Below are 22,653 nucleotides of genomic sequence, written 5' to 3'. Positions count from 1 at the left end.
ACGTTATAATATGCTTGAGATAGCTTATCGTTTATGACATTTAGTTTGTGCAGATGAGATAAAATGTTCTATTTTAGCCAAATCTTTCTGTCCATCACTCTCAACCCCACTAGAGACATCAACCCCAGTCGGATTGAAAATAGCAATGGCTCGACTGACGTTCTCGGGATTCAAGCCTCCGGCTACAAAAAATCGGTAGCCGTCTAAAGTGGTCAAATCGACCTTTTCCCAATCAAAGGATTGACCACTGCCACCCGCAAATTGCGTTGGTGGGGCATCTAATAGGATTGTGTGTGCTTTAAAATCGGCTATGGCAGCTGGTATTTTACCATCTTTGATGCCAAAAACCTTAATAACGGGTACACCGACTTGCGCCGCATAGTCCGCCTTTTCTTGCCCGTGAAGTTGTACCATGTCGAGCCCGACTTTGGCTACCACTTCTTGGACAACTGCCAAGTCTTCATTCACAAATAAGCCGACTTTTTTGACTGTTTTCGGCACATCTTTTGCCAAATATTTGGCGTATTCTGGCGTGACTTGGCGCTTGCTTTCGGCGAATACAAACCCGATATGCGTCGCACCAGAGGTCACCGCCGTTTCAACAGCTGCGTGTGTTGATAAACCGCAAATTTTAATCCACATGGCGCTTGACCTGAAGTCCTTTCGCCGCTGCTTTTGGGTTCCCATCCTTCATCAAGGCTTCGCCAACGAGGACTGCACGGAAATCATGAGCTACGATTTCAGCCTCAACTGGTGACTTAATCCCAGACTCTGAGATATAAAAGCGACCAGGTTCTTGTAAGGCGACCAAGTCAAGACTATTCTGAAGACTGACTTCGAATGTTTTAAGATTGCGATTATTAACGCCAATCAACTCAGCATTGATCCGGTGCGCAACAGCCAATTCTTCAGCATTGTGCACTTCAACCAAGACTTCTAAGCCGAGCGAAATGGCATAGTCATACAAGTCTTGCAAGTCTTTTTCAGTCAGGCAAGCAACGATCAACAAGACAATCGTTGCCCCACTGTTGACCGCACGCGCAATCTGCTTTTTATCAATGATAAAATCCTTGTTCAACACCGGTACATCAACGTTTTGGGCAACCAAGCGCAAATCGTCAATCGATCCCTTGAAAAAAACAGGGTCTGTTAAAATTGAAATAGCTGAAACACCCGCCGCTGCATAACTCGTCGCTTGCTCTAAGACATCGACAGTCATATTGATGGCACCAAGTGACGGTGAGGCACGTTTGACTTCGCCAATCACTTGCAAGGTCTCAGAATTATCACGCAGTCGCTCGATAAAACCCTTGACTTTCCGGACTTTTCCAGGCCTTTCCATAACCATCTCTGCCACTTCGATTTGCTTTTCTGCTAATATTTTTTCGAGAAAATTTTCCATTACTTGTTTTTCCTTTACTGCACGGTAAACTAATCTTTAAGATTAACCTTAAACGCCTGATGTTCAATCCTAATAAAATCCGCTATCATTTGACGATAGAGATTTTCGACAAGCTGTGTATCAGCGCCCTTTTCAATCGCAAGTTTGGTCACTTTATCAATCACTTGCTGCACGCGTTCAGGCGCTGCTACTTGCGCTATTGTCTTTTTAAAAGTCGCAGCTTGCTTGACGAACTCACCACGTTTCGCAATCAAACCAATCAGAGCATCGTCGATTTTATCAATTTCAGCACGAACTTGACTCAGACTTTCAGCCATCATTTCAACTCCCGCATTTCGACTAACTTAGCCATTGCGGCACCGCTCGCAATCACATCACGCGCTTTGGCAACGCCTTCCGCTACTGACTCCACACAACCATTGGCAAAAAAACCAAGACCAGCATTCAAAACCGTCACTTCCAAGAAAGGACTCGGCTCGTTATTGAGCACGGACTTGAGAATCACCGCATTTTCCTTGCCCTCGCCACCGCGAATCTCCTGCAGGGTCACGCGCGGCATGCCCAGACTCTCATGATCGAACTCATGCACCGTAATCTCACCGGTCTCATCCAGCAGCGCATAGCGATTCACGCCATCCAGACTCGCCTCATCCATATTATTTGGCCCACTCACGACCACAGCACGTCGCCGTCCCAATGATTTCAGGACTTCAGCCGTCGTTGTTAGAAGGTCGGGACGAGAGGTACCGAGTAACTGGGTATCGAGATCGACTGGATTTGTGAAAGGGCCGATGAGATTGAGCACCGTGCGAACCTCCAGCTCACGCCGAACTGGCATGACATAGCGCATATTGGGATGGACGTGTTGGGCGAAAAGAAAGACAAGCCCCGTCTGATCAAAAATCTCAGCCAGCTCATCTGGCGTGTGATAAAGATTGATACCGAGTGCTTCTAGCACATCAGCCGAACCAGATTTTGAAGAAATCGAGCGATTGCCATGCTTTGCCATTTTCACACCACCGGCGGCTAAGACAAAAGCTGATGTCGTTGACACATTAAATGAAAAGGACAAATCACCGCCCGTGCCACAGTTATCCATGGCAGTTGTCACAGTCGTTGGAATATGCAAGGCTTTGTCCCGGACAACATCGACAATCCCCGCCATTTCATCAACAGTTTCGCCTTTCATCGCAAGGGCGATGAGAATTGCTGAAAGTTGTGAATCCGTCAGCTCACCATTAAACATAGCATTTGCCATTTGATTGACTTCGTAACGTGAGAGATTCTCACGGTTCATGAGTTTAACTAGATTTTCTTTCATAATTTATATACTTTCTATGCACTTCAAAATTAGTTCATATTCAAACCATTAGCCGATGCATCTTTATTACCGGTTTGAATATGATAAGATTTATAATTTTTTTTACTTTTAGTTTCGAAATCTATAATTTCCTCATCAGATGTACTTTCTTCAAAATATTCAAGCACTTCAAAGGAAATTTTTTGAAAATTTTTTCCTTGGTGAAAATCTCGTAATTTTTCGCCTATTCTCCTTTGAGAATTATTACTATCTCTTTTTGATTCACTATCTGGGTTAAAGTAATTAATATACTGATTCCATCTACCATATATACCTTTCATTCCATAAGCAGAACCGACATATTTTTTACCATCTACATCGATAAGATAAACACCTTTTCTATTGATTAGATAATCCAATTTTTTATTGATTTGATCTTTTTTAAAGTCTTTCAATAATTTATCTTTACCTTTTTGTTTAGGCGAAAGCTCACCAGGATTATCAAAAATAATTACTGTCATTTCGTTTCTCCTCCCACAAAATTCTCAATCATCTTAAGCCCATCAGGCGTGCCAATACTTTCTGGATGATATTGCATCCCAAAAATCGGTAGGGTTTTATGTTGTATCGCCATAATTTCGTGGTCATCAGTTGTTTTCGACAAGATGTCAAAATCTGCTGGCATGTCTGAAATCACGATGGAATGATAGCGCATGATTTCATGCGTTTGGGGAATGTCTGCCAATAATGGTGTATCTTGCAACCTTTCAGCCATGGAAGTTTTGCCGTGCATGATACGTTGCGCCAAATCTAATTTGCCACCAAATACTTCAGCAATGGCTTGATGTCCGAGACAGATACCTAGGATTGGTTTCTTGCCGGCAAAGTCACGAATCATCTCTTCCATCCTGCCAGCGTCAGCAGGCCAACCAGGTCCTGGTGAAAAGACGATTTTATCTGCCGCCTCGGCCACGTCGTAGAGGTCTCGGTCATCATTTCGCAAAACCTTAACTTCGGCAAATTCGCCGATGTATTGGGCTAAATTATAGGTAAAACTATCGTAGTTATCAACTAATAAAATCATTACTTTCTCCAATCTTGGTCATGGCTTTGGCCTTGTTCAGGGTTTCCTGATATTCGTTTTCTGGGACGCTGTCAAAGACGATGCCGGCGCCTGCTTGGGCGTGTGCTTTGCCATCTTTTAAGACCATGGTTCTCAGGGCGATGGCGAAATCCATATCCGAATTACTTGACAGATAGCCGATGGCACCTGCATAAATGCCGCGTTTTGTTTTTTCTAACTCGTAAATCCGTTGCATGGCGCGGATTTTCGGTGCGCCTGATACGGTACCTGCCGGCAAGGTTGACTTGAGGGCATCTAGGCTAGAAACGCTATCTAAAAGCTCCCCTTTGACAACACTGGTCAGGTGCATAACATAGCGGAAATACTCAACCTCCATGTATTTAGTCACTTTGACCGTACCAACTTTAGAAATCTTCCCGATGTCATTACGGCCTAGGTCGACTAGCATCCGATGCTCCGCGACTTCTTTTTGATCCCCTAGCAAATCTTTGGATAAGGCATCATCTTCTGCTTCATCAGCACCGCGCGGTCGTGTTCCCGCAATCGGATTAGTTGTCACCACGCCATTTTTGACAGATACGAGACTTTCAGGACTGGCACCCATGATTTGATAATCACCAAAATCTAGGAAATACAGGTAATTTGACGGATTGGTCAGGCGTAGATTGCGATAGTAATCAAAGGGATTGCCCGTAATCTGGCTCGTCAAACGCTGGCTGAGAACGATCTGGAACATATCGCCATTTTTGATATAAGTCTGCGCCTGCTCAACCATCCCCATAAACTCTGCCTTTGCCGTATTACTTGTAAATGATAAAGGATTGAGCTTAACCGTTTCAAATTCATTTTTATGCGGTCGCGTCAGGTTTGACAGCACCAAGGCCATGGCCAATTCCTGATCAAGTTCCGAGCGCCCACTATATATATCCGATTCAACGATCGTAATCTGCTCCTTTTTATGGTCGAAAATCAGATATGACTCATATAGGAAAAAATGCAAATCCGGCGTCCCAATCACATCCTCAGGAATCTCCCCGATATTTTCATAGAAGGAAATGGTGTCATAACTCACAAAACCAATGGCTCCGCCCGTAAATGGTAGGCTTGAAGCCTCAGTATTTTTAATAGTCAACTCACCCAGATAATCGAGTGGATCACCTGTTTTGACCTGACCATTATCCGTCAGCACGCCATTTTCAAACTTAATTTCATGCACAGGGTTGTAAGCAATCATGGAGTAGCGTGAATTTTCCTTTTCACGTGGAATGGATTCCAAGATCAGCTTGTGTTTCAACTCCAATCTCAAATAAGCTAGAATTGGTGTGATAATGTCTGCGTTAATCGTTTTTCTTAAAGTCATAAACTTGCTCTTTCTATACAAAAAGTCCTCGACGAAAGACTTAACTTTCGTCGAGGACGTTATCACACGCGGTGCCACCTCAATTTGTAGCGAAAAAACCTATTTGAAATAGCATTTCTTTACATCTCATCTCCCTCAAGCAAGGGATTGGGCGATATCGGGCACCCACGTGATTCTTATCGTTTCGAATCAAGATTGAACTAATCTGACATTAGTTCACACATTGCAGCCCATTCACGTGATCGAACTCTTGTCTCGCAATCACCGACAAGTCCCTGAAAGTCCTATTATCTCGCTACTTCTTCTGCTATTGTTTTAATTTTACGATTATTCTGACAAGTTGTCAAGCGAAAAAAAGATTTAGTTTCATTTCTTCGTTCGAAAATACAAAAATACTAAAATATTGAAAAACAAACGATTCTATTTTTCTTTTAAAATAAGAATCAGCTCCTTATTTAATCCCTTTTTCAATCTTAAGAAAGTATTTTTTGAGACTATCAGATTGATTTTATCAGCATCATTTGATAGACTAACTTCTTGCTTAACTTTACCGCCTAATGTTTCAATGATAATTTGCACGCCACTTGCATCTGTCGCCACACCAGAAAACGATACCTCATAATCACCTTCTGGAAATTGTTTCCCGATTAGATAAGCACCTGAATTTTGTAACTTGATGCCACCATCTTCTACTTCAATCTTCTCAAATTTACTTGGCACCATCTCAACCTCACTATTCGGACTCAAAGTGACTTCTTGATTTTTTTTAAAGAATTGCCCAACATTTGTCTGACCTACTAGCGGAAATTCTCTGCCTGCTACCAGATCATCTGACTTAATCGCTGTCAAATCATAGTAGCCAGCTGTCTTAATTTTTATTTTTTTCTCTCCAGAAGTTTCATTGACAAGCGTTTCTGCCTTGCCTGAAACTTTTTCTGGATGATTTCTTGGATTTTTCCAAGACATGAAGGCAAAACCCAAAGCAAAGATAGCAACAAGTGATACAAGCGCAACGATTATTTTTTTCATATTTTCCAACCTTCTTATTTAAATGACGCCATATCAATGATAGCGTCCATTTTATTTGCCAAGCGCTCATCATGCGTTGCAACAATCAAGACACGTTCTGGTTTAACCAAGGATAATAGTAAATGCTCGACTTCCTCGGCTGTTTTTTCATCCAAGGCACCTGTCGGCTCATCAGCTAAGATGATGTCCGATTCTTTCAGCAATAATCTTGCTATCGCAATCCTCTGCGCCTGCCCACCAGATAATTCATAAATTTTTGCTTTCAGATAGCTTTCATCAAGACCAACTTGTTCTAAAACTTCAAATTGTCTCGCTTTATTTTTAGTAACAAGTCCTAAATTTTGCGAAACGGTCTCATCATCTATGAAGGCATAATTTTGAAAAATATAGCCTAGGTGATGATGGAAATAAGCCGTTTCTTTCATTTTCCAAATATCCTGATTTTTTAATTCAATCGTCCCAGATGTTGGCTTATCAAGCCTTGCAAGCGCATTGAGAAAAGTGGTTTTGCCACCACCTGATTCACCTATAATCGCATAAGATTTACCAAACTCAAACTGATAATCAATGCCGTCATAAATTATTTTTTGACCAAACGTTTTCTTTAAATTTTTGACTTCAATCATACAACCTCAACTTCTCCCTTCAAAATCTGTACCCTATATTTTTTTAATTTAATGGCTGAAACTGTCATTAATATCAACATTTCAAGAATCAGAAAACTCAGCATCATTAAGGTAAATACCAGTTCTTTTGTCAATAGCCAGACACCGATGCTTGAGACGTTATTTATCCCAATAGCCAAGGCTAAAATAGAGAGGAATATTTTTTTCGATTTCGGACGATATAGGGCTGTAATCGCAATTTGTTTCGCTTTTAATCTAATAGCTAAACTGATGAATTTGTAAAAAATCATAATTTAAAAAATGAACAATAGAACAAGTGAGATAGCATTCGCTAATAAACTATTAAACAACTCAGTCACATAAGTTGACATACGTTGATAAACGTTTGTCGTATCTAAAATACCTTTTTGAACATCTGTTTGCTTTGCAATAGCATCAAAATCATGCCTTTCAAAAATGGATTGCTCCGATAAGGCGCGTGGCAAATCAGCTGCTACAATGTTATTCATATCAAGTAATGCCGTGTTCACCACAACAAATATCTGATCCTTTTGGAGTTGTTCAGGAACAGCCTGACCTTCAATCGTTGAATTAAACTGAAACGTTTCCTGCCCATTCTTGATTGTTATAAATTGAAACCGACTAATCGTCTTATCTAGGCTTAACTCTCCCATATCCAATAGTTTTGCCAAATTACCTCGCTCATCAGCATATTTCTCTGGTAAATATATTGTATAAAGATAATTTTCAGCGGGCTCTGACATTTTTTCAAGATAACCCATTTTTTGATTTTCTTTCAAAAATTGCCAATTCACAATATGTGTATTTTGCGAACTATAAGCGTTTTTCGCCACTTCCTCAACCTGCCAATTCAATGGCAGATTGGTAATGACCTTATCCTTAGGATAAGCCAGATAGAACGCTGCCCATTTTCGTGTATAGGTCAATTCTTCCGCCATTTGATTTTTATCTAAACGATGGTCTGTATCGATATTATTTGGATTATCTAAACCATGACGGCTATAAGTCAGATAATCTTGGTAATTTTGCCACTGACTCATACTATGATAGGCTTCATAAATCGGCTGAATTGTTTTGATAGTTTTAATTAAGGATGTCCCAAAAATAATAAGGATGAATATATTTAAAACAGATAGAATACCTAAAAAGCCTTTATTAGGTATTTTATTTTTGAAAATTGAAATCGGGTTTGAAAATTGAATAACCAAAAACAATAATAAATTGGCCAATATAAGTAAGATGATAATGACGATTGATAACGTTAGAAATAAAGCAATCACCATTGAAAAAACATTGGTATAAACTAATCCACCATTTAAAACGCCAACAAGTGTAAAAATACTCATGCTAAACACTAGATAACTCACAATATCCGTTACTAGTTCTATCAAAGCATATTTTCTTAAAGTACCTAAACTTCTTCTGATAATTACCGCCTTACTTTTCAGTAGTTTCAACAACGTTAAGATTGTTATAAAAGTTATGATAATTCCCCAAGTAATTAAAGATTTCAAACCACTAAACAAGAGTGATAAACCTGACATTTGAGGTGAAAAGGCTGGAAATTTCTCAGAAATAATACCTTTACTTTTCAAAAAATCTAAATCAGATTGACTCAGATTGTCCGATGACCAATAGCCACCAACCACATAACTATTCTTTAACTTTGTCAAATCTTCACCTTTTCCAAAAGTAAAGGTTTCTGTTTTGCCTGAAGTCACAACAGGATAATATAACTCTATATGATGCGTAACAGCAAATTGTTCTAAGATTTTAAAATAATCTTTGTTAGATTTCATATCATCGACTTGCTTAATCGATAGGGTTTCCGATGCCGGATAGACGATGTATGACTTAATTTCTCGCACTTGAACAAATGATAGCAAGCCAAGAAAAAATGTAGCGATAAAAATAATTAGGTACTTACTTTGTAAGATTTTCTTCATATCAAATGTTCACTCCTAAAAAGTAGATGACGATATTTTTTCAACAGATTGATATTCAAACAAGTATAAAACCAAAATTCACATATGAATTATGTCAAACATTTTGGTTTTACGGTTGATTGAACATGCAGTATTGAAGTCTACAAAATCAACAAATTATTGGTATTCCCACCAAGGCTCTGGCGTACTTGTGATTTCCCACGGTAGGTGTCCAACACTAATGGAACTAGTTTGCCCTGCACCTTTCCAACCACCAGTTTGGACTTTATTATTTTTGACAATATCTGCTTTGCCAGACATAGACCAATTCTTATAAGACGAGCTGACGTTTGTTAAGCTTATGTTGTGATCCCATTTATCTCTAGCCCAAGGATGAGGATAATCAGTGGCTGCGGATGCTTTCCCTCCTCCAACAACTGCTCCACCTAATGTTACTACTGCAACTATTAACATTGTAATTTTTTTAATTTTCGTCATATTGACTCCTTCTATCTTGTCATTAGCATGCTATCCCCCCACTCAAAACAAATAAAGTAGAGAAAGATAAACAATTAAGTTTTGAAAGTCGTTCGAACTAACTTACAAGGCTAATTCTACTACATAAAAATCCCTAAATTTCAAAAATTGAGAATCTGCATGACTTGATGATAAAAGATGATAAAAATTGTATATTCTCTTGACTTTAAAACAAAAAATGATAATTCTCATGATTTAAAGCTAAAGTCCTGAGAATTATCAATTTAATTCTTTTACCCTTGCAGATTCTCAATTTTGCATTTTGAGATATTTTCTGATGCTATAATAAAGCTATCAAGTAAAACGAAAGGAGAAATTGTATGTTAGATTTTTTACGCTCACTTATCTTTACTAAATGATTACAGATGAAATAACTAGGACTTAGTGTTCCTTTGCCATAAACATCTCTATTCGTTTAGCCAAATCTACGATACCAAATTTTTTTAAAACCTGAATATCGCTCTGTATCTCCTCGAAAAGTTCAGAGCTTTTTTCACGTTTAAATTTAGAAAAGGTTTCAAAAATGTAAACTATAATTTTCCCTTCCATATCCCACGCATCCAAAAGTTCATCTAGCTCATTCTTAATTCTATTCGCTCGCGTGTACTGTTCATTACATACCATATGGACATATAAATTTACTAAAGTTCTTTTAACAACATCTGCATGAGAATATAATAGATTAGACAATTCATCACTATCTAGCATCTCTAGCCCCAAATAATAGGCTTCTTTCAAACTTAATGCTTCCAAACAGTTGGAAAAAACATCAATTTCAAAAAGTGTCCATTGCTTGATACTTGTTAGATAATCTTGAATGAGCTTTCGATCATTATCTGTAATTAAGTTTTCCCCTGATGAATCAAATATCGCCACTTTAACCATGACATTATAGATTTTATCAATTTTTTTCTTAGCTCTTGGCTTTAATAGCTTTTTCATCCCCTCTATGTCATTAGTTATAGCATAGTCACTCATTTGTTTCATAAAAATATGTAACCTACTGGGTTCATAAGTCGGCATCAAAGCAAAAAACTCGGTTGGGGTCATGTTAAGCCCCTGAATCGCTAATAAAAGACACTCAGCCGAAAACATACTTTCACCTTTTTCAAAACGTGAAATTTGAGAACTATGGAGATAGCCAGTCTCAATTTCACCATAGGTATAACCACGTTCTTCACGCGTTTTTTGATAGAATGTACGCAATTCCATTTGTTCAGACATTTCTTCTTGTAATTTTGTCAAACACTTTCCTCCAATCTAAATAAGAAAACAAGGTCTTTCTTAATAATTCTACCATAATAAGTAAGAAGAATACAAAAATAAAGAATTATTATAGCAATTAATTTCACATATAAGAAGTTTCTTTATCTACTTTTACTGCTATCTCTTAAATTCAATGGATTGAATTTTTAGACTAGATTACTATTTGGCATATTTTATAAACTGTTTCCACTAAATTATTCTTCAATTAGATAACCTAAGTATTATCTTTGATCAATTTAAAAAATCGTAAGATTAGAATGCTTAAAACATATTTCTCTTACGATTTTACATTCTTATATCTTTAATTCTGATACTGAATCTAATTATATTTCACTTCACCCGCAGCAACCGAATACCATTCAATGTAACGATTATCGTTGCACCCATGTCGGCTAGAATGGCAATCCAAAGTGTGAGCCAACCTGGGATAACCAGTAGCAAGGCGATTACTTTCAAGACTAATGAAAAAGTAATATTTTGCTTAATGGTTCGTAAAGTGCTACGGCTCAGTCTGATAAGAAATGGTAATTTAGATAAATCATCTCCTATTAAAGTGACATCTGCGGTTTCTAAAGCTGTATCTGTTCCCACGACACCCATGGCAATGCCGACATTCGCGATTGCTAAAGCTGGCGCATCGTTAACGCCATCTCCAATCATGGCAACTCGACCTAAGGTCGTCTGTAAGTTTTGAATCTCTTGTAATTTATCTGCTGGCATTAGATTTGCTTTGACTGATGAAACACCCACTTCTTTGGCAATCTGATTCGCTGTTGCTTGGTTGTCTCCTGTCAGCATAACCGTCTCTTGAATGCCAAGTGATTGTAATTCTTGTATCGTTTGTTGACTCGTTTGTCGAACGGAATCTTGCATGGCAATAACCGCTAGGATTTGTTCACTTGTGCCAAAGTAGATAACTGTTTTACTTTGTTCGTGAAAGGCTTGTGCTATGGTAGTAATTTTTGAGTTTGATGAAAATAATGTTGGGCTACCGATAAGGTAAGTCGTACCTGAAATATCTCCTTGCACACCACGTCCTATGATTGACTGAAAATTTTCAATGCTGGTCTGTATTATGTCGATGCCTCGTCTTTTATTTTCCTCTACAATAGCAGAGGCAAGGGGATGTTGCGCATAACTTTCCAAGGCTGATATTTTTTGAAGTAGGTCGGGTTCATTATAGCGTTCATCTACTACAACAAAGTCAGTTACTGTAGGCTTACCTTCTGTCAAAGTACCCGTTTTATCAAAGGCAATGGCTTGAAGTTTTCCGATTTCTTCTAAATAAATCCCGCCTTTAATCAAGACACCATGACGCGCAGCGTTACCGATGGCAGACACGATAGAAACTGGGGTTGAGATGACTAAAGAACACGGACAGCCGACGACTAGGACTGATAGTCCTTGGTAGAACCATCTCTGCCAGTCGCCGCCGAAAAACAATGGTGGGACGATGACGATTAAGGTCGCTAGCAAGATGATGAATGGGGTGTAAATTTTCGCAAATTTGTCGACAAAAGCTTGGGCTGGCGCACGTTCACCTTGGGCTGCTTCAACGAGTTGGATAATTTTTGCAAGAGTTGTATCTGCTGCACGTTTTGTAACTTGAACTTCTAGGTAACCTGTTTCGTTAAGTGTTCCTGCAAAGACTTCATCTGAAATTCGTTTGTCAACAGGTAGGGATTCTCCTGTAATGGCAGCTTGATTAACGGTTGAATCACCTTTTATAACGACGCCATCCATGGCGATTTTCTGACCAGGTTTAATCAGCATAACATCATTGATTTGAATGTCCTGTACTGCGATGGTTTGCTCAAAATCATTACGGCGAATGGTTGCGACTTTTGAGGCAACATTCACCAGGGTTGAAATGGATTGTCGCGCCCGTTCAGCCGCGTATCGCTCTAACATCTCACTTATCGCAAAAAGAATAACAACAACAGCGCCTTCAGCAAAGTCACCAATCAAGGTAGCACCGATAATGGCAATTGTCATCAGGGTTGCCATGGAAAACTCAAACTTGATAAGGTCTTGAATACCTTCGATAAATAGGGCATAACCACCCACTAAGATTGCCATAACAAATAAAATAGGCGACAGAAACCGCGGCTCTCCTAAGCACCATTGACTAATGAAAGCTAGAATAATCAGAACCGCCGCAATCAATTGGCTGCGATTTTCACGCCAAAAAGAAGTCTGCCGATGTGGTGTATCAGAGTTAGTATCTTGTTCTGGTCTTACCTTAATATTGTCAAAGGCACCCGCTTGTTCCAACTCGGCAACTGATACATGTCCTGTTACGGTTAACTTAGCTGCGCCATAATTAACTTTTGCCGCACTAACACCTTCAATTGCTTGAACATTTTTCTCAAATTTAGCTGAACAACTTGTACAAGATAGACCAGTCAGTCGATAATGATGTATTTCTTTGTCAGCCATAGGTAACCCCCTCTTTTTCTTGGTTCATCGCGTCTAGCACGAGCTGTTGAATCATTGGATTGCTGAGTTGATAATAAACCATTTTGCCAATTTTTTCATGTGTCAAAATTGACTGTTTACTCAAAGTACGCAAATGATGAGAGGTTGTGGCAACTGTTGCTCCGATGATGAGTGCGACATCACAAACACAGAGTCTCTCTTGTTTTGTCAAGGCATACAAAATCTTAAACCGACGTTCATCTGCTAACACTTTAAAAAGCTGGCTGATAGCAAATGTATCAGACGCGGCTAGTTCTTCTTTGACTGCCTCTACTTTCTCTTCATTAAAGCAGGGAATCCCACAACTTTCTTCACGCATTTTATATAGCCTCCTATTATTCAAGTCGCCATTTGATTAATTTTAGTTTAACATAAAGAAAAAACATATTCAAACTTTCGTTTGAATATGTTTTATTTTATCTGCTCTTTAACCGGACAAGAACAACCACAATCTTCACAAGCGCCGCGTGACTTGATGAATTTATAGAAAGCATAGCCCGCACCTGCGATAGCTAGGGCAAAAATAATCAAAGTTTGGATGTTCATACAATCACACTTTCTGAGAGTTTAGGCGCTTGGTAGACTGGTTTTCTAAACACAAAGTAACAAGCAGGCAATAGAGATAAAATCGCTAAAACTGTGGATATATTGACATGTCCCGTAGCAATAGTCCTACCAATCTGATAGACGATAAAACTAATGACGTAAGCAATACCACATTGAAAACCAACTGCAATGCCTGTCCATTTTGCTGTTCCCATTTCACGATAAATGGCACCGATAGCGGCAAAACATGGTGCACAAAGTAAATTAAACAAGAGCAAGGTATAAGCAGATAAGGCAGTGAAATTACTCTGCATGGCAGTATTCAAAGCTGCACCACCTTTCGCGTGATACAACACACCCATGGTCGAGACGAGTGTTTCTTTTGCAAGTAAACCAGTAAACGTTGAAACTGTCGCCTGCCAAGAAGTCCAACCTAGTGGTGCAAAAATTGGCATAATCACTCGACCAATTCCTGCCAAAATAGATCGCTCTGTATCAACGACCTGCATGCGGAAATTGAAGGTCGTTAGGAACCATAGCAATATCGTCATGGCAAGGATAATCGTTCCTGCACGCTTGATAAAACTCAAACCTTTATCTAATGCATAGCGTAAGACGTTTGACCATTTAGGCATGTGATAATTTGGTAACTCCATAATAAATGGTGTCACAGAACCACCTAATAATTTAGTCTTTTTCAGCATGATACCACTGATGACAATCGTAAAGATGCCAACGAAATAAGCACTTGGCGCAATCAAGGAATTATTAGGGAAAAGAGAACCAGCCACCAAAGCAATAATCGGTAATTTAGCCGAGCATGGCATGAAAGTTGTCACCATAATCGTAATCCGACGATCTCTTTCATTTTCAATTGTCCGAGACGCCATCACACCTGGAATCCCACATCCTGTCGCAATCAACATTGGAATAAAGGATTTACCTGATAGACCAAAGCGACGGAAAATACGGTCCATGACGAAAGCAACGCGACTCATATACCCTGAATCTTCTAGAATCCCTAAACAGATAAAGAGAACAAAAATTTGTGGGACAAAACCAAGAACAGCGCCGACTCCGGCGATAATGCCGTCCAGAATCAAACTCTGGCCAATTGGTGCGATATTTAAAAAATCAAGCAAATTTTGTGCATAATGTGGGACAATTTCCCCGAATAATTTCTCATTTACAAAATCTGTTCCCATAGTGCCAATCGTCTGGATGCTGACATAGTAAACTGCCCACATCACGAAGAGGAAAAAAGGTAGACCAAAACGACGCGATGTCACAAATTGATCAATCTTATCTGACACATTCAGCCGAACACCTTGTGTCCGACTCTCAACCATATCAGCCAAGGTTGTCAAATATTGGTAGCGCTCATTGACGACGATGCTTTGTCTATCATCCAGAAATATATCTTCTGCAATCGCGATAATTTCTGAGACTTCCTCAGCTTGTTTGGCTGATAAAGCAACGCGTTCAATTATTTTTTCGTCATTTTCAAAAACCTTAATTAGCTCAAAGCGATTTGTGACGTGCGTGACATTAGAAAGTTCCGTTAAGCTCGCCTCAAAGCGTTCATCATAATGGACTTGAACTTGAGGGGCCGTTGCTTTTTGACTCTGGGCAACTAAGGTTTCAATGCCTTGGTTTTTAAGGGCTGAGATATTGACAACAGGTACGCCAAGTGAATAAGATAGCTTTTCTGTGTCAATGAAGATGTTTTGTTTCACCAGCAAATCGGTCATGTTGAGGGCGATGACAACTGGTTTCCCAATCTCAATCAACTGGGTTGTTAGATAAAGATTACGCTCGATATTCGTTGCATCTACGAGGTTAATAACAACATCATAGTCATCAGATAATAGGTAGTCTCGAGTGACATTTTCCTCTGGTGTGAAAGGGGATAGGGAATAAATACCCGGTAAATCCTGGATGACAATTGACTTATCTTTAACGTATTTACCTGATTTCCGCTCGACGGTCACGCCTGGCCAGTTACCAACATATTGATTAGACCCTGTCAACAAGTTAAAGGTTGATGTCTTACCAGAGTTGGGATTTCCGACTAGCGCAAATCGTTTATTTTCAGTCATTTTCTAGTACACTCACTTCTACTTTTTCCGCCTCATTTTTCCGCAAGGTCAGTTCGTATCCCCTGACGTGTAATTCCATCGGATCGCCTAAGGGTGCAACTTTTCTGACAAAGATCCGTGTGCCACGTGTCACACCCATGTCTAGCAAGCGTCTTTTAATAGCTGCTTCAGCAGGGTCTGACGGATGTGCAACGGCAATACTAATGACCATGGCCATCTGTCCTGGTTTGACTGATGATAGTTTAGTTAAGTTGCCATGGCCAATCAATTTTTTGGATAATGCAATATTTTCCAAAATGGTATTGTCTAATGCGACACGAGAATTGTGAATGAGAATGACGCCATTATGCTTGTCACGATTCATCACGGCGACGCGAGCGTTTTTAACAAAACCTAAGTTTTGCAGATGCTTTCTACTATCCGGGTCACCTTTAATTTCTGAAACAAAATAGGTTTGCTTGAGTGGGCAGCTAGTTAATGTAATCATATTATTATTTTGAGGCTGCTTTTTGACAAAAGCACGCATCATTCCTTTCGGCTATCAATACATATCAGATTTAACTATCAAAATCAAATGATTTGTTTACTCATTTATTATAGCACAAAAAGTAAAAGGTTTTAGACAAAAACTGAAAATATTTTCCGACATTTTGCAGAAAATCAAAAAATCGAGGGATTAACTCGATTTTTGAATCACCTGAAATCAAAAGAGGAATAAAGCTAGATACACTATCATAAGCGTTACCATAGTAGATAAGACAATTTTTAAGACCACACTTAGAATAGAACGCATCCTTTTACTACGAACGACTTCTTTTCCTTCCATGTAAGCCATAATCTCTGAATAAGTTTGAATATCCAACTTTTTCTTGATTTTCTCAGCTTTAATTGCTGAATAAAACATGATGATGCCCCCTAAAATAGTCATCACCATTCCTATATTTTTTTGTGTTTTTATATAAAACACCGCACCAAAGATCATGACCACAAACCCGACAACCATTCCTAATGAATAATGATTTAAAATTGTAGCATCTACTCTTTCCTTCATCATTTGAAGATCTCCTTTCACTAATTCGTCTAAGGAGACATCAAAATAATCACTCATTAACAGTAGACTTTTCAAATCAGGATACGATTTACCCGTTTCCCAATTTGAAATCGTTTGGCGAGAGACATAAACAATCTCTGCCAAATCATCTTGAGAAAGGTTCATTTTTTTCCGATAAGTTTTCAACTGCTCACAAATTTTCATTCTGCTAGTCCTCCTTCTGACAAATTCATTCTAGGATAATTTTCAACTATTCACCATCAAAATCAGTTGTCATTGACCCGAAATGACTGCAAAAAGTTTTTGACAAGTTAATTATACGGTGTTTTTAGCCATTATATCAAAAAAAACAAGCCGAAGCTTGCTTTTTAGGTATTTTGATTATTTAGCCAAAGCTTTTTTAGAAGCGTCAGCCAATGATGCGAAAGCTGCTGCGTCATTAACTGCAAGGTCAGCTAACATTTTACGGTTAACTTCAATTTCAGCTAATTTCAAACCATGCATCATTTTAGAATATGACAATCCATTGATACGTGCAGCTGCATTGATACGTGCAATCCACAATTTACGGAAATCACGTTTCTTTTGACGACGGTCACGGAACGCATAGTTATATGAGTTCATTACTTGTTCTTTGGCAGTACGGAACAAAGTATGTTTTGCACCATAGTAACCTTTCGCAAGTTTCAGTACACGTTTACGACGTTTGCGGCTTACTACGCCACCTTTAACACGAGCCATTTATAGTTCTCCTTATAATATCTTAGTTTAATGTAGTCTATGCTTGATTCAGGTCTCTATTATTTAAGAGAGTAAACCATTTTACGGATACGTTTGTAGTCACCAGTTGATACCATACCAGCTTTACGAAGGTGACGACGTTGTTTTTTAGTTTTACCGTGGAAACGGTGGCTTGTATAGGCTTTAAAACGTTTCAATCCTCCAGAACCAGTACGTTTAAAACGTTTTGCTGAAGCGCGGTGTGATTTTTGTTTTGGCATTTCTCAAATCTCCTCTAAAATTTTAGTATTATTTCTTTTTCTCGCCTGGTGCCAATTGCATAAACATTTGACGACCATCCATTTTGGCACGTTGTTCAACGTGGGCAATATCTTGGGTTGCGATAACGAAATCGTCCAAGACTTTTTGACCAACTTCTTTATGGGTAATCATCCGACCTTTAAATCGAATAGATACCTTAACTTTGTTGCCTTTTTCAAGGAACTTAGTTGCTTGACGCAATTTTGTATCAAAGTCATTTTGGTCAATAACTGGAGACAAACGAACTTCTTTGACTGTGACAACAGCCTGATTTTTCTTTTGTTCTTTCAGTTTTTTCTTTTGCTCAAACTTGAATTTTGTAAAATCCATAATTTTGGCAACAGGTGGTGTTGCTTGCGCTGAAATCAATACGAGGTCCATATCTTGGTCCATCGCTTGATTAAGCGCATCGCTGGTCGGTGTAATACCGAGTTGATCACCATCTGCCGAGATCAAACGAACTTCGCTTGCACGAATCGCCTGATTCATTGTAACTCTTTCTCTTGCTATGATTGTTCTCCTTGTCTTAAAGATGTTGAGACGGTTACGTGACTCGTAGCAAACTATCAAGTCAAGTAACCAAAACTCAATTACTGTAAATGTTCTGCTGGCTAAATGAGCCAACTTCTCCATTGAAAAACAAAACGGACTTTCCGTAGAAAGCCCGCTATAAATCAACTCTGAATCCAGAGAATAAATTCATTTCCATGCCAAGTAGCTTACGCAATATTGGCGAGAAAGCGGGGGCTTTCTGCTTTTCAACTTCTCTAGTATATCATAGTTTTTGTGGTTAAGTCAATAGAATTAGTTGATTATTTTTTATTTCTTTATTCTTGCATGCTCTGATATACATCATCTACAAAAATCTGGGCAATTCTTTTTTTTAAACTATTATTATTTAGTAGAATACCAAAGAAATCTTGATTTTGTGTATAGCCATCTGTTAACGCTTTATCAATCTCATCTTCAAAAGTGAATTTAAAATCTGCTCGATTATTAACACGTGCTGATTTTTTTAGCTTTTCGTTTTTCTTCATCAATTCTCGGATTGCAATCGCACCACTAACGCCTATCGGTGCATCAATTGATACTGTGGGTCGCCATGCATTCTCTTTCGGCCTAGTTTGCTAAAAAATATTTTCGGGCTTTATTCTCACCTTGAGCGACTAATAAGTTTTTTGAAACCAATTTCGCAAAATAATTACGCACTGTTGCTGCTGATTTACCTGATAATATTTGTGCTTCAGCACTCGTCACACTCTCATTTTTTTGTAAATAATCACGTATAAGATGGTAAAATTCAGTTTGTGGTTTACTTAATTGTTTTATTGCTATTTTATCGCTTGTTATATCGCTATTTTTTATTGTCTCCATAATAATATCAAGCATAAAATTAATGAATCGCGTGGCACTTTTATTATCACTCAAAGCCTTATAATAGCTTTCTTGATGCTCATAAATCATCGTTTCAATTGGCAGGTATTCAAATATTGGGTAATCTTGTGCTAAAATCAAATTCTGCCACAACCGTCCCATTCTGCCATTACCATCTTCAAAAGGATGAATTTTTTCAAGTTCATAATGCACAACGCTACTCTTTATTAAGGCTGGAATAACTGCACTTTGTCCCCACTCAAGTAACTCATTAACAAGATGGCTCACAAACTGTGGACGAGCACCCATATGCACAAGATTTCCAGCAATATCATAAATACCGACATCACCTAAACGAAAGCCTCCTGAATGTTTTACTAAATCAGCCATTAGATAGTCGTGCGCTTGCAATAGGTCAGTGACTTGATAAGGATTGAGTTTAAAAATTTGTTCATAGGCTTGATAAGCATTTTGTACTTCTCTAATTTCTTGCGGTTTACCTAATACACGCTTGCCGTTGACTATGGCAGTTACTTGCTCTAAAGATAAAGAATTTGCTTCAATAGCAAGACTTGAATGAATTGAACGTAGGCGATTTTCCTTACGTAAATGAAAATTTTGCGGTTGTGTGAGTGTTAATTTTGTTACAATTTCTGTTATTTCAACGATTTTATTTAACATATCGTCTGTGATGTCGAACAGTGGTTGATAAGACATAGTTTCTCCTGACATAGAATAGGTTAATTATACCAAAATATCAATATTTTATCGATTTCTATGTCATTTGGTATAATACTTCATTTTGAATGTTAAAGCATATATATTTAAATTACTCAAACTTAATCCTTCTTACAAGCTTTCATAAGAATCTGATAGCACTCTATGTAAAATTGCAACAAATATCTTGAACTGTGACTCATTTGGTACACGTATTTCGTTTCCATTATACCATAGAAAAAAGCCCAGATAGTCTAAGCTTATTACGTCTTATTTACCTTCCAAATAAATCATCAAAATACTAATATCCGCAGGATTGACACCTGAGATACGACTGGCTTGGCCAATCGTTTCAGGATTGATTTTCTTGAATTTTTGACGCGCTTCTGTGGCAATGCTATCTAAAGCATCCCAGTCAATATTTTTCGGAATACGTTTGGCTTCCAAACGGTGCATTTTAGCGACTTGATCGGTTGCTTTTTTGATATAGCCTTCATATTTGATCTCTGTTTCGATCAATTCAATAATTTTCGCATTCAAGACTTCTGGTGCGGGTCCGATGAAGGATGTCGCAATCTCATAAGTGATTTCTTGACGACGCATGAACTCTGCTGCTGTCAAGGCATCCGTCAATGGCTTGAAGCCTAAAGCTTCTATCTTAGCATTGGTTTCAGCGATTGGTTTGAGTTTATTTTTTTGCAGGCGCAATAGTTCGTTTTCATATTGATATTTTTTAATCTCAAAGGTATGCCAACGATAATCAGACACCAAACCAATTTCACGGCCAAGTGGTGTTAAGCGCATATCGGCATTATCATGGCGGAGAATCAAACGATACTCAGCACGACTTGTCAACAAACGATAAGGTTCAATCGTCCCTTTCGTTACCAAGTCATCAATCATCACACCGATATAAGCATCTGAACGTTTCAAAATAAACTCAGGTTTACCTTGTGCTTTCAGCGCGGCATTGATCCCTGCGATTAAACCTTGACCTGCTGCTTCTTCATAGCCTGATGTGCCATTGGTTTGACCTGCTGTAAACAAGCCTGAAATCAATTTTGTTTCAAGCGTCGCACGCAGTTGGTGCGGCAAAACCACATCATACTCAATCGCATAGCCTGAACGCATCATCTCAGCATTTTCCAAACCTGGAATTGAGCGCAACATCTCAAACTGCACATCTTCCGGCATCGATGTCGACAAGCCTTGCACATAAACTTCTTCTGTATCCCGACCCTCAGGCTCTAAAAACAGTTGGTGACGTGGCTTGTCAGCAAAACGCACGATTTTATCCTCAATCGACGGACAATAACGCGGTCCAACACCCTTAACCATCCCAGAAAACATTGGCGCACGATGCAAATTCTCTTGAATAATCATATGCGTCGCATTTTTTGTATAAGTCAACCAACACGGAATTTGATCGGTCAAATAATCCGCATCCTTTGATAAGAAACTAAAGTGATTTGGCTTCTCATCCCCTGGTTGAATCTCCGTTTTACTGTAATCAATGGTACTAGACTTCACGCGCGGAGGCGTACCCGTTTTAAAACGACCAATCTCAAAGCCCAAGTCACGTAAATTGTCAGCAAGACCGATAGAAGCTAGGGAGTTATTTGGCCCTGACGAATACTTGAGCTCACCGATGATGATCTCACCACGAAGGGCTGTCCCTGTTGTAATAACAACTGATTTCGCCGTATAAATCGTACCCGTTGAGGTTTTAATCCCAGTAATCTGACCGTCTCCGACGAGAATCTCATCCACTACCGCTTGACGCAAAGTCAGATTTTCCGTCTGCTCAATCGTTTTTTTCATCTCACGCGCATACAAATCCTTATCCGCCTGTGCGCGAAGCGCCCGAACAGCAGGACCCTTGCCGGTGTTGAGCATCTTCATTTGAATATAGGTCTTGTCGATGTTGCGACCCATCTCGCCACCGAGCGCATCGATTTCGCGAACGACGATCCCTTTAGCCGATCCGCCGACTGACGGATTACACGGCATGAACGCGACCATATTTAGGTTAATCGTGACGAGCAAGGTCTTACTGCCCATCCGCGCAGACGCTAGCGCCGCTTCACTTCCTGCATGACCGGCACCAACGACGATGACATCAAAATTTTCTTGAAATTGCATGATTACCTCTTTTTATATTTTCATACCAAAAAGCCAAGTACACGAAAAATAGCTACGCTATTCTTCTCGGTACTTGACTACCTTGAATTATTGATACTTATATTTTAGCAGAATTGTCCTAGTCGGTCAAGATTTTTACTCAACTCAAGATTTGCCTCGGTAATCTAAAGCCATACCTTTCAGCATATTACGCAAAATTTGATCGCCAGCAGGCTTATAATTACGGTGATTTTTATTACGCAAAATCGCAGACAACTCGCTCGTCGATACCGTTTTACCCGACTGCGCCAGAAAATCCTGAAGATGATCCGTCGTATAAGTCATAGCGATCTTAATCTTCTTAATCGTCACATTGTTAATCAACGCATCGCTCGTCATATCAAAGGTCGCAGGCACCTCCTGCCCCTCCTTGTCACGTTTCACACCTCTTTGGCTAATGATGAAACCATTTAAGAAACGTTCCAAATTCTCGCGAGATAAGGCTTGATCACGATCCGTATCAGGCTCTTGTTTCTTTAAGATAACACGGAGCTCTTCTAGGGTGAGTGTCACCCCACCCAAGGCAAAAATATCGAGCATGTCACTATCTTTAATATCAAACGTGTAGCGCAGACGGATTAAAATATCGTTATTATTCATACCTTTGATTATACCA

At 39.1% G+C, this 22,653-nt stretch carries 25 protein-coding genes and 1 pseudogene; all 26 read right to left on the bottom strand.

The window, feature by feature from the left end; translation table 11 throughout:
* Positions 1 to 24: 24 nt before the first annotated feature.
* The 26 genes and pseudogenes from HZR21_RS02980 to HZR21_RS02855 all read right to left on the bottom strand — a co-directional run bounded on the left by HZR21_RS02980 (position 25) and on the right by HZR21_RS02855 (position 22,637).
* On the bottom strand, positions 25 to 642 hold the full coding sequence (locus tag HZR21_RS02980) for a phosphoribosylanthranilate isomerase (RefSeq protein ID WP_180746262.1): 618 nt from the start codon (positions 640 to 642) through the stop codon (positions 25 to 27).
* Positions 632 to 1,402, bottom strand: a complete 771-nt coding sequence (trpC, locus tag HZR21_RS02975) for an indole-3-glycerol phosphate synthase TrpC (protein ID WP_180746260.1) — start codon at positions 1,400 to 1,402, stop codon at positions 632 to 634. Before trpC ends, HZR21_RS02980 begins: the two co-directional genes overlap by 11 nt.
* A gap of 29 nt (positions 1,403 to 1,431) precedes the next feature.
* Complete coding sequence (locus HZR21_RS02970) at positions 1,432 to 1,719, bottom strand: chorismate mutase (protein WP_219605562.1); 288 nt, start codon at positions 1,717 to 1,719, stop codon at positions 1,432 to 1,434.
* A complete protein-coding gene (trpD, locus tag HZR21_RS02965) occupies positions 1,719 to 2,723 on the bottom strand; it encodes an anthranilate phosphoribosyltransferase (protein ID WP_180746256.1) in 1,005 nt (334 codons plus the stop codon). Before trpD ends, HZR21_RS02970 begins: the two co-directional genes overlap by 1 nt.
* A gap of 29 nt (positions 2,724 to 2,752) precedes the next feature.
* The gene (locus tag HZR21_RS02960; RefSeq protein WP_180746254.1) at positions 2,753 to 3,223 is read right to left on the bottom strand and encodes a GIY-YIG nuclease family protein; all 471 of its coding nucleotides are present in this window, start codon (positions 3,221 to 3,223) and stop codon (positions 2,753 to 2,755) included.
* Complete coding sequence (locus HZR21_RS02955; protein WP_180746252.1) at positions 3,220 to 3,786, bottom strand: aminodeoxychorismate/anthranilate synthase component II; 567 nt, start codon at positions 3,784 to 3,786, stop codon at positions 3,220 to 3,222. Before HZR21_RS02955 ends, HZR21_RS02960 begins: the two co-directional genes overlap by 4 nt.
* Positions 3,770 to 5,146: an anthranilate synthase component I gene (trpE, locus tag HZR21_RS02950; protein ID WP_180746250.1), complete on the bottom strand. Its 1,377-nt coding sequence runs from the start codon at positions 5,144 to 5,146 to the stop codon at positions 3,770 to 3,772. Before trpE ends, HZR21_RS02955 begins: the two co-directional genes overlap by 17 nt.
* Positions 5,147 to 5,566: 420 nt before the next feature.
* Entirely contained in the window at positions 5,567 to 6,175 is a 609-nt protein-coding gene (locus HZR21_RS02945) for a hypothetical protein (protein ID WP_180746248.1), read from the bottom strand.
* A 14-nt stretch (positions 6,176 to 6,189) separates the two neighbouring features.
* Positions 6,190 to 6,801, bottom strand: coding sequence for an ATP-binding cassette domain-containing protein (locus HZR21_RS02940; RefSeq protein ID WP_180746246.1), 612 nt, complete (start codon positions 6,799 to 6,801; stop codon positions 6,190 to 6,192).
* Positions 6,798 to 7,091: a hypothetical protein gene (locus HZR21_RS02935; RefSeq protein WP_180746244.1), complete on the bottom strand. Its 294-nt coding sequence runs from the start codon at positions 7,089 to 7,091 to the stop codon at positions 6,798 to 6,800. The genes HZR21_RS02940 and HZR21_RS02935 overlap by 4 nt, the downstream gene beginning before the upstream one ends.
* Before the next feature lie 3 nt (positions 7,092 to 7,094).
* Positions 7,095 to 8,768, bottom strand: a complete 1,674-nt coding sequence (locus HZR21_RS02930; protein ID WP_180746242.1) for a bacteriocin-associated integral membrane family protein — start codon at positions 8,766 to 8,768, stop codon at positions 7,095 to 7,097.
* A gap of 156 nt (positions 8,769 to 8,924) precedes the next feature.
* Complete coding sequence (locus HZR21_RS02925; RefSeq protein WP_180746240.1) at positions 8,925 to 9,245, bottom strand: hypothetical protein; 321 nt, start codon at positions 9,243 to 9,245, stop codon at positions 8,925 to 8,927.
* A gap of 420 nt (positions 9,246 to 9,665) precedes the next feature.
* Complete coding sequence (locus HZR21_RS02920; RefSeq protein WP_180746238.1) at positions 9,666 to 10,529, bottom strand: Rgg/GadR/MutR family transcriptional regulator; 864 nt, start codon at positions 10,527 to 10,529, stop codon at positions 9,666 to 9,668.
* Between the two features lie 351 nt (positions 10,530 to 10,880).
* Complete coding sequence (locus HZR21_RS02915; protein ID WP_180746236.1) at positions 10,881 to 12,989, bottom strand: heavy metal translocating P-type ATPase; 2,109 nt, start codon at positions 12,987 to 12,989, stop codon at positions 10,881 to 10,883.
* Positions 12,982 to 13,347, bottom strand: a complete 366-nt coding sequence (locus HZR21_RS02910; protein ID WP_180746234.1) for an ArsR/SmtB family transcription factor — start codon at positions 13,345 to 13,347, stop codon at positions 12,982 to 12,984. Before HZR21_RS02910 ends, HZR21_RS02915 begins: the two co-directional genes overlap by 8 nt.
* A gap of 92 nt (positions 13,348 to 13,439) precedes the next feature.
* Entirely contained in the window at positions 13,440 to 13,574 is a 135-nt protein-coding gene (locus HZR21_RS02905) for a FeoB-associated Cys-rich membrane protein (protein ID WP_219605561.1), read from the bottom strand.
* Complete coding sequence (gene feoB / locus HZR21_RS02900; RefSeq protein WP_180746232.1) at positions 13,571 to 15,673, bottom strand: ferrous iron transport protein B; 2,103 nt, start codon at positions 15,671 to 15,673, stop codon at positions 13,571 to 13,573. The genes HZR21_RS02905 and feoB overlap by 4 nt, the downstream gene beginning before the upstream one ends.
* On the bottom strand, positions 15,666 to 16,202 hold the full coding sequence (locus HZR21_RS02895) for a FeoA family protein (protein WP_180746230.1): 537 nt from the start codon (positions 16,200 to 16,202) through the stop codon (positions 15,666 to 15,668). Before HZR21_RS02895 ends, feoB begins: the two co-directional genes overlap by 8 nt.
* 174 nt (positions 16,203 to 16,376) lie before the next feature.
* On the bottom strand, positions 16,377 to 16,928 hold the full coding sequence (locus HZR21_RS02890) for a helix-turn-helix transcriptional regulator (protein WP_180746227.1): 552 nt from the start codon (positions 16,926 to 16,928) through the stop codon (positions 16,377 to 16,379).
* Between the two features lie 177 nt (positions 16,929 to 17,105).
* The gene (rplT, locus tag HZR21_RS02885; RefSeq protein ID WP_003140672.1) at positions 17,106 to 17,465 is read right to left on the bottom strand and encodes a 50S ribosomal protein L20; all 360 of its coding nucleotides are present in this window, start codon (positions 17,463 to 17,465) and stop codon (positions 17,106 to 17,108) included.
* Between the two features lie 59 nt (positions 17,466 to 17,524).
* The gene (gene rpmI / locus HZR21_RS02880; RefSeq protein ID WP_003140675.1) at positions 17,525 to 17,725 is read right to left on the bottom strand and encodes a 50S ribosomal protein L35; all 201 of its coding nucleotides are present in this window, start codon (positions 17,723 to 17,725) and stop codon (positions 17,525 to 17,527) included.
* 28 nt (positions 17,726 to 17,753) lie between these two features.
* Entirely contained in the window at positions 17,754 to 18,254 is a 501-nt protein-coding gene (gene infC, locus HZR21_RS02875) for a translation initiation factor IF-3 (RefSeq protein ID WP_180746225.1), read from the bottom strand.
* A gap of 338 nt (positions 18,255 to 18,592) precedes the next feature.
* Positions 18,593 to 18,856: pseudogene (locus HZR21_RS02870) on the bottom strand (hypothetical protein); the annotation flags it as partial.
* Positions 18,857 to 18,884: 28 nt separating this feature from the next.
* Positions 18,885 to 19,856 (bottom strand): Fic family protein, encoded by a 972-nt coding sequence (locus tag HZR21_RS02865; protein ID WP_180746223.1) that lies wholly within the window; start codon positions 19,854 to 19,856, stop codon positions 18,885 to 18,887.
* Positions 19,857 to 20,126: 270 nt separating this feature from the next.
* Positions 20,127 to 21,998 (bottom strand): tRNA uridine-5-carboxymethylaminomethyl(34) synthesis enzyme MnmG, encoded by a 1,872-nt coding sequence (gene mnmG / locus HZR21_RS02860; RefSeq protein ID WP_180746221.1) that lies wholly within the window; start codon positions 21,996 to 21,998, stop codon positions 20,127 to 20,129.
* A gap of 144 nt (positions 21,999 to 22,142) precedes the next feature.
* The gene (locus tag HZR21_RS02855; protein WP_180746219.1) at positions 22,143 to 22,637 is read right to left on the bottom strand and encodes a YehS family protein; all 495 of its coding nucleotides are present in this window, start codon (positions 22,635 to 22,637) and stop codon (positions 22,143 to 22,145) included.
* Between the last annotated feature and the right edge of the window lie 16 nt (positions 22,638 to 22,653).

Source organism: Pseudolactococcus laudensis (assembly GCF_013449735.1).
Lineage (GTDB): Bacteria > Bacillota > Bacilli > Lactobacillales > Streptococcaceae > Pseudolactococcus > Pseudolactococcus laudensis.
The sequence above is the reverse complement of the archived record's forward strand: the minus strand, read 5'-3'. Positions and strand labels throughout refer to the sequence as shown.

Excerpts from the sequence above, each read along its gene's own strand:
- HZR21_RS02980 (WP_180746262.1), bottom strand. The coding sequence starts at position 642 with ATGTGGATTAAAATTTGCGGTTTATCAACACACGCAGCTGTTGAAACG.
- trpC (WP_180746260.1), bottom strand. The coding sequence starts at position 1,402 with ATGGAAAATTTTCTCGAAAAAATATTAGCAGAAAAGCAAATCGAAGTG.
- HZR21_RS02970 (WP_219605562.1), bottom strand. The coding sequence starts at position 1,719 with ATGGCTGAAAGTCTGAGTCAAGTTCGTGCTGAAATTGATAAAATCGAC.
- trpD (WP_180746256.1), bottom strand. The coding sequence starts at position 2,723 with ATGAAAGAAAATCTAGTTAAACTCATGAACCGTGAGAATCTCTCACGT.
- HZR21_RS02960 (WP_180746254.1), bottom strand. The coding sequence starts at position 3,223 with ATGACAGTAATTATTTTTGATAATCCTGGTGAGCTTTCGCCTAAACAA.
- HZR21_RS02955 (WP_180746252.1), bottom strand. The coding sequence starts at position 3,786 with ATGATTTTATTAGTTGATAACTACGATAGTTTTACCTATAATTTAGCC.
- trpE (WP_180746250.1), bottom strand. The coding sequence starts at position 5,146 with ATGACTTTAAGAAAAACGATTAACGCAGACATTATCACACCAATTCTA.
- HZR21_RS02945 (WP_180746248.1), bottom strand. The coding sequence starts at position 6,175 with ATGAAAAAAATAATCGTTGCGCTTGTATCACTTGTTGCTATCTTTGCT.
- HZR21_RS02940 (WP_180746246.1), bottom strand. The coding sequence starts at position 6,801 with ATGATTGAAGTCAAAAATTTAAAGAAAACGTTTGGTCAAAAAATAATT.
- HZR21_RS02935 (WP_180746244.1), bottom strand. The coding sequence starts at position 7,091 with ATGATTTTTTACAAATTCATCAGTTTAGCTATTAGATTAAAAGCGAAA.
- HZR21_RS02930 (WP_180746242.1), bottom strand. The coding sequence starts at position 8,768 with ATGAAGAAAATCTTACAAAGTAAGTACCTAATTATTTTTATCGCTACA.
- HZR21_RS02925 (WP_180746240.1), bottom strand. The coding sequence starts at position 9,245 with ATGACGAAAATTAAAAAAATTACAATGTTAATAGTTGCAGTAGTAACA.
- HZR21_RS02915 (WP_180746236.1), bottom strand. The coding sequence starts at position 12,989 with ATGGCTGACAAAGAAATACATCATTATCGACTGACTGGTCTATCTTGT.
- HZR21_RS02910 (WP_180746234.1), bottom strand. The coding sequence starts at position 13,347 with ATGCGTGAAGAAAGTTGTGGGATTCCCTGCTTTAATGAAGAGAAAGTA.
- HZR21_RS02905 (WP_219605561.1), bottom strand. The coding sequence starts at position 13,574 with ATGAACATCCAAACTTTGATTATTTTTGCCCTAGCTATCGCAGGTGCG.
- feoB (WP_180746232.1), bottom strand. The coding sequence starts at position 15,673 with ATGACTGAAAATAAACGATTTGCGCTAGTCGGAAATCCCAACTCTGGT.
- HZR21_RS02895 (WP_180746230.1), bottom strand. The coding sequence starts at position 16,202 with ATGATGCGTGCTTTTGTCAAAAAGCAGCCTCAAAATAATAATATGATT.
- HZR21_RS02890 (WP_180746227.1), bottom strand. The coding sequence starts at position 16,928 with ATGAAAATTTGTGAGCAGTTGAAAACTTATCGGAAAAAAATGAACCTT.
- rplT (WP_003140672.1), bottom strand. The coding sequence starts at position 17,465 with ATGGCTCGTGTTAAAGGTGGCGTAGTAAGCCGCAAACGTCGTAAACGT.
- rpmI (WP_003140675.1), bottom strand. The coding sequence starts at position 17,725 with ATGCCAAAACAAAAATCACACCGCGCTTCAGCAAAACGTTTTAAACGT.
- infC (WP_180746225.1), bottom strand. The coding sequence starts at position 18,254 with ATGAATCAGGCGATTCGTGCAAGCGAAGTTCGTTTGATCTCGGCAGAT.
- HZR21_RS02865 (WP_180746223.1), bottom strand. The coding sequence starts at position 19,856 with ATGTCTTATCAACCACTGTTCGACATCACAGACGATATGTTAAATAAA.
- mnmG (WP_180746221.1), bottom strand. The coding sequence starts at position 21,998 with ATGCAATTTCAAGAAAATTTTGATGTCATCGTCGTTGGTGCCGGTCAT.
- HZR21_RS02855 (WP_180746219.1), bottom strand. The coding sequence starts at position 22,637 with ATGAATAATAACGATATTTTAATCCGTCTGCGCTACACGTTTGATATT.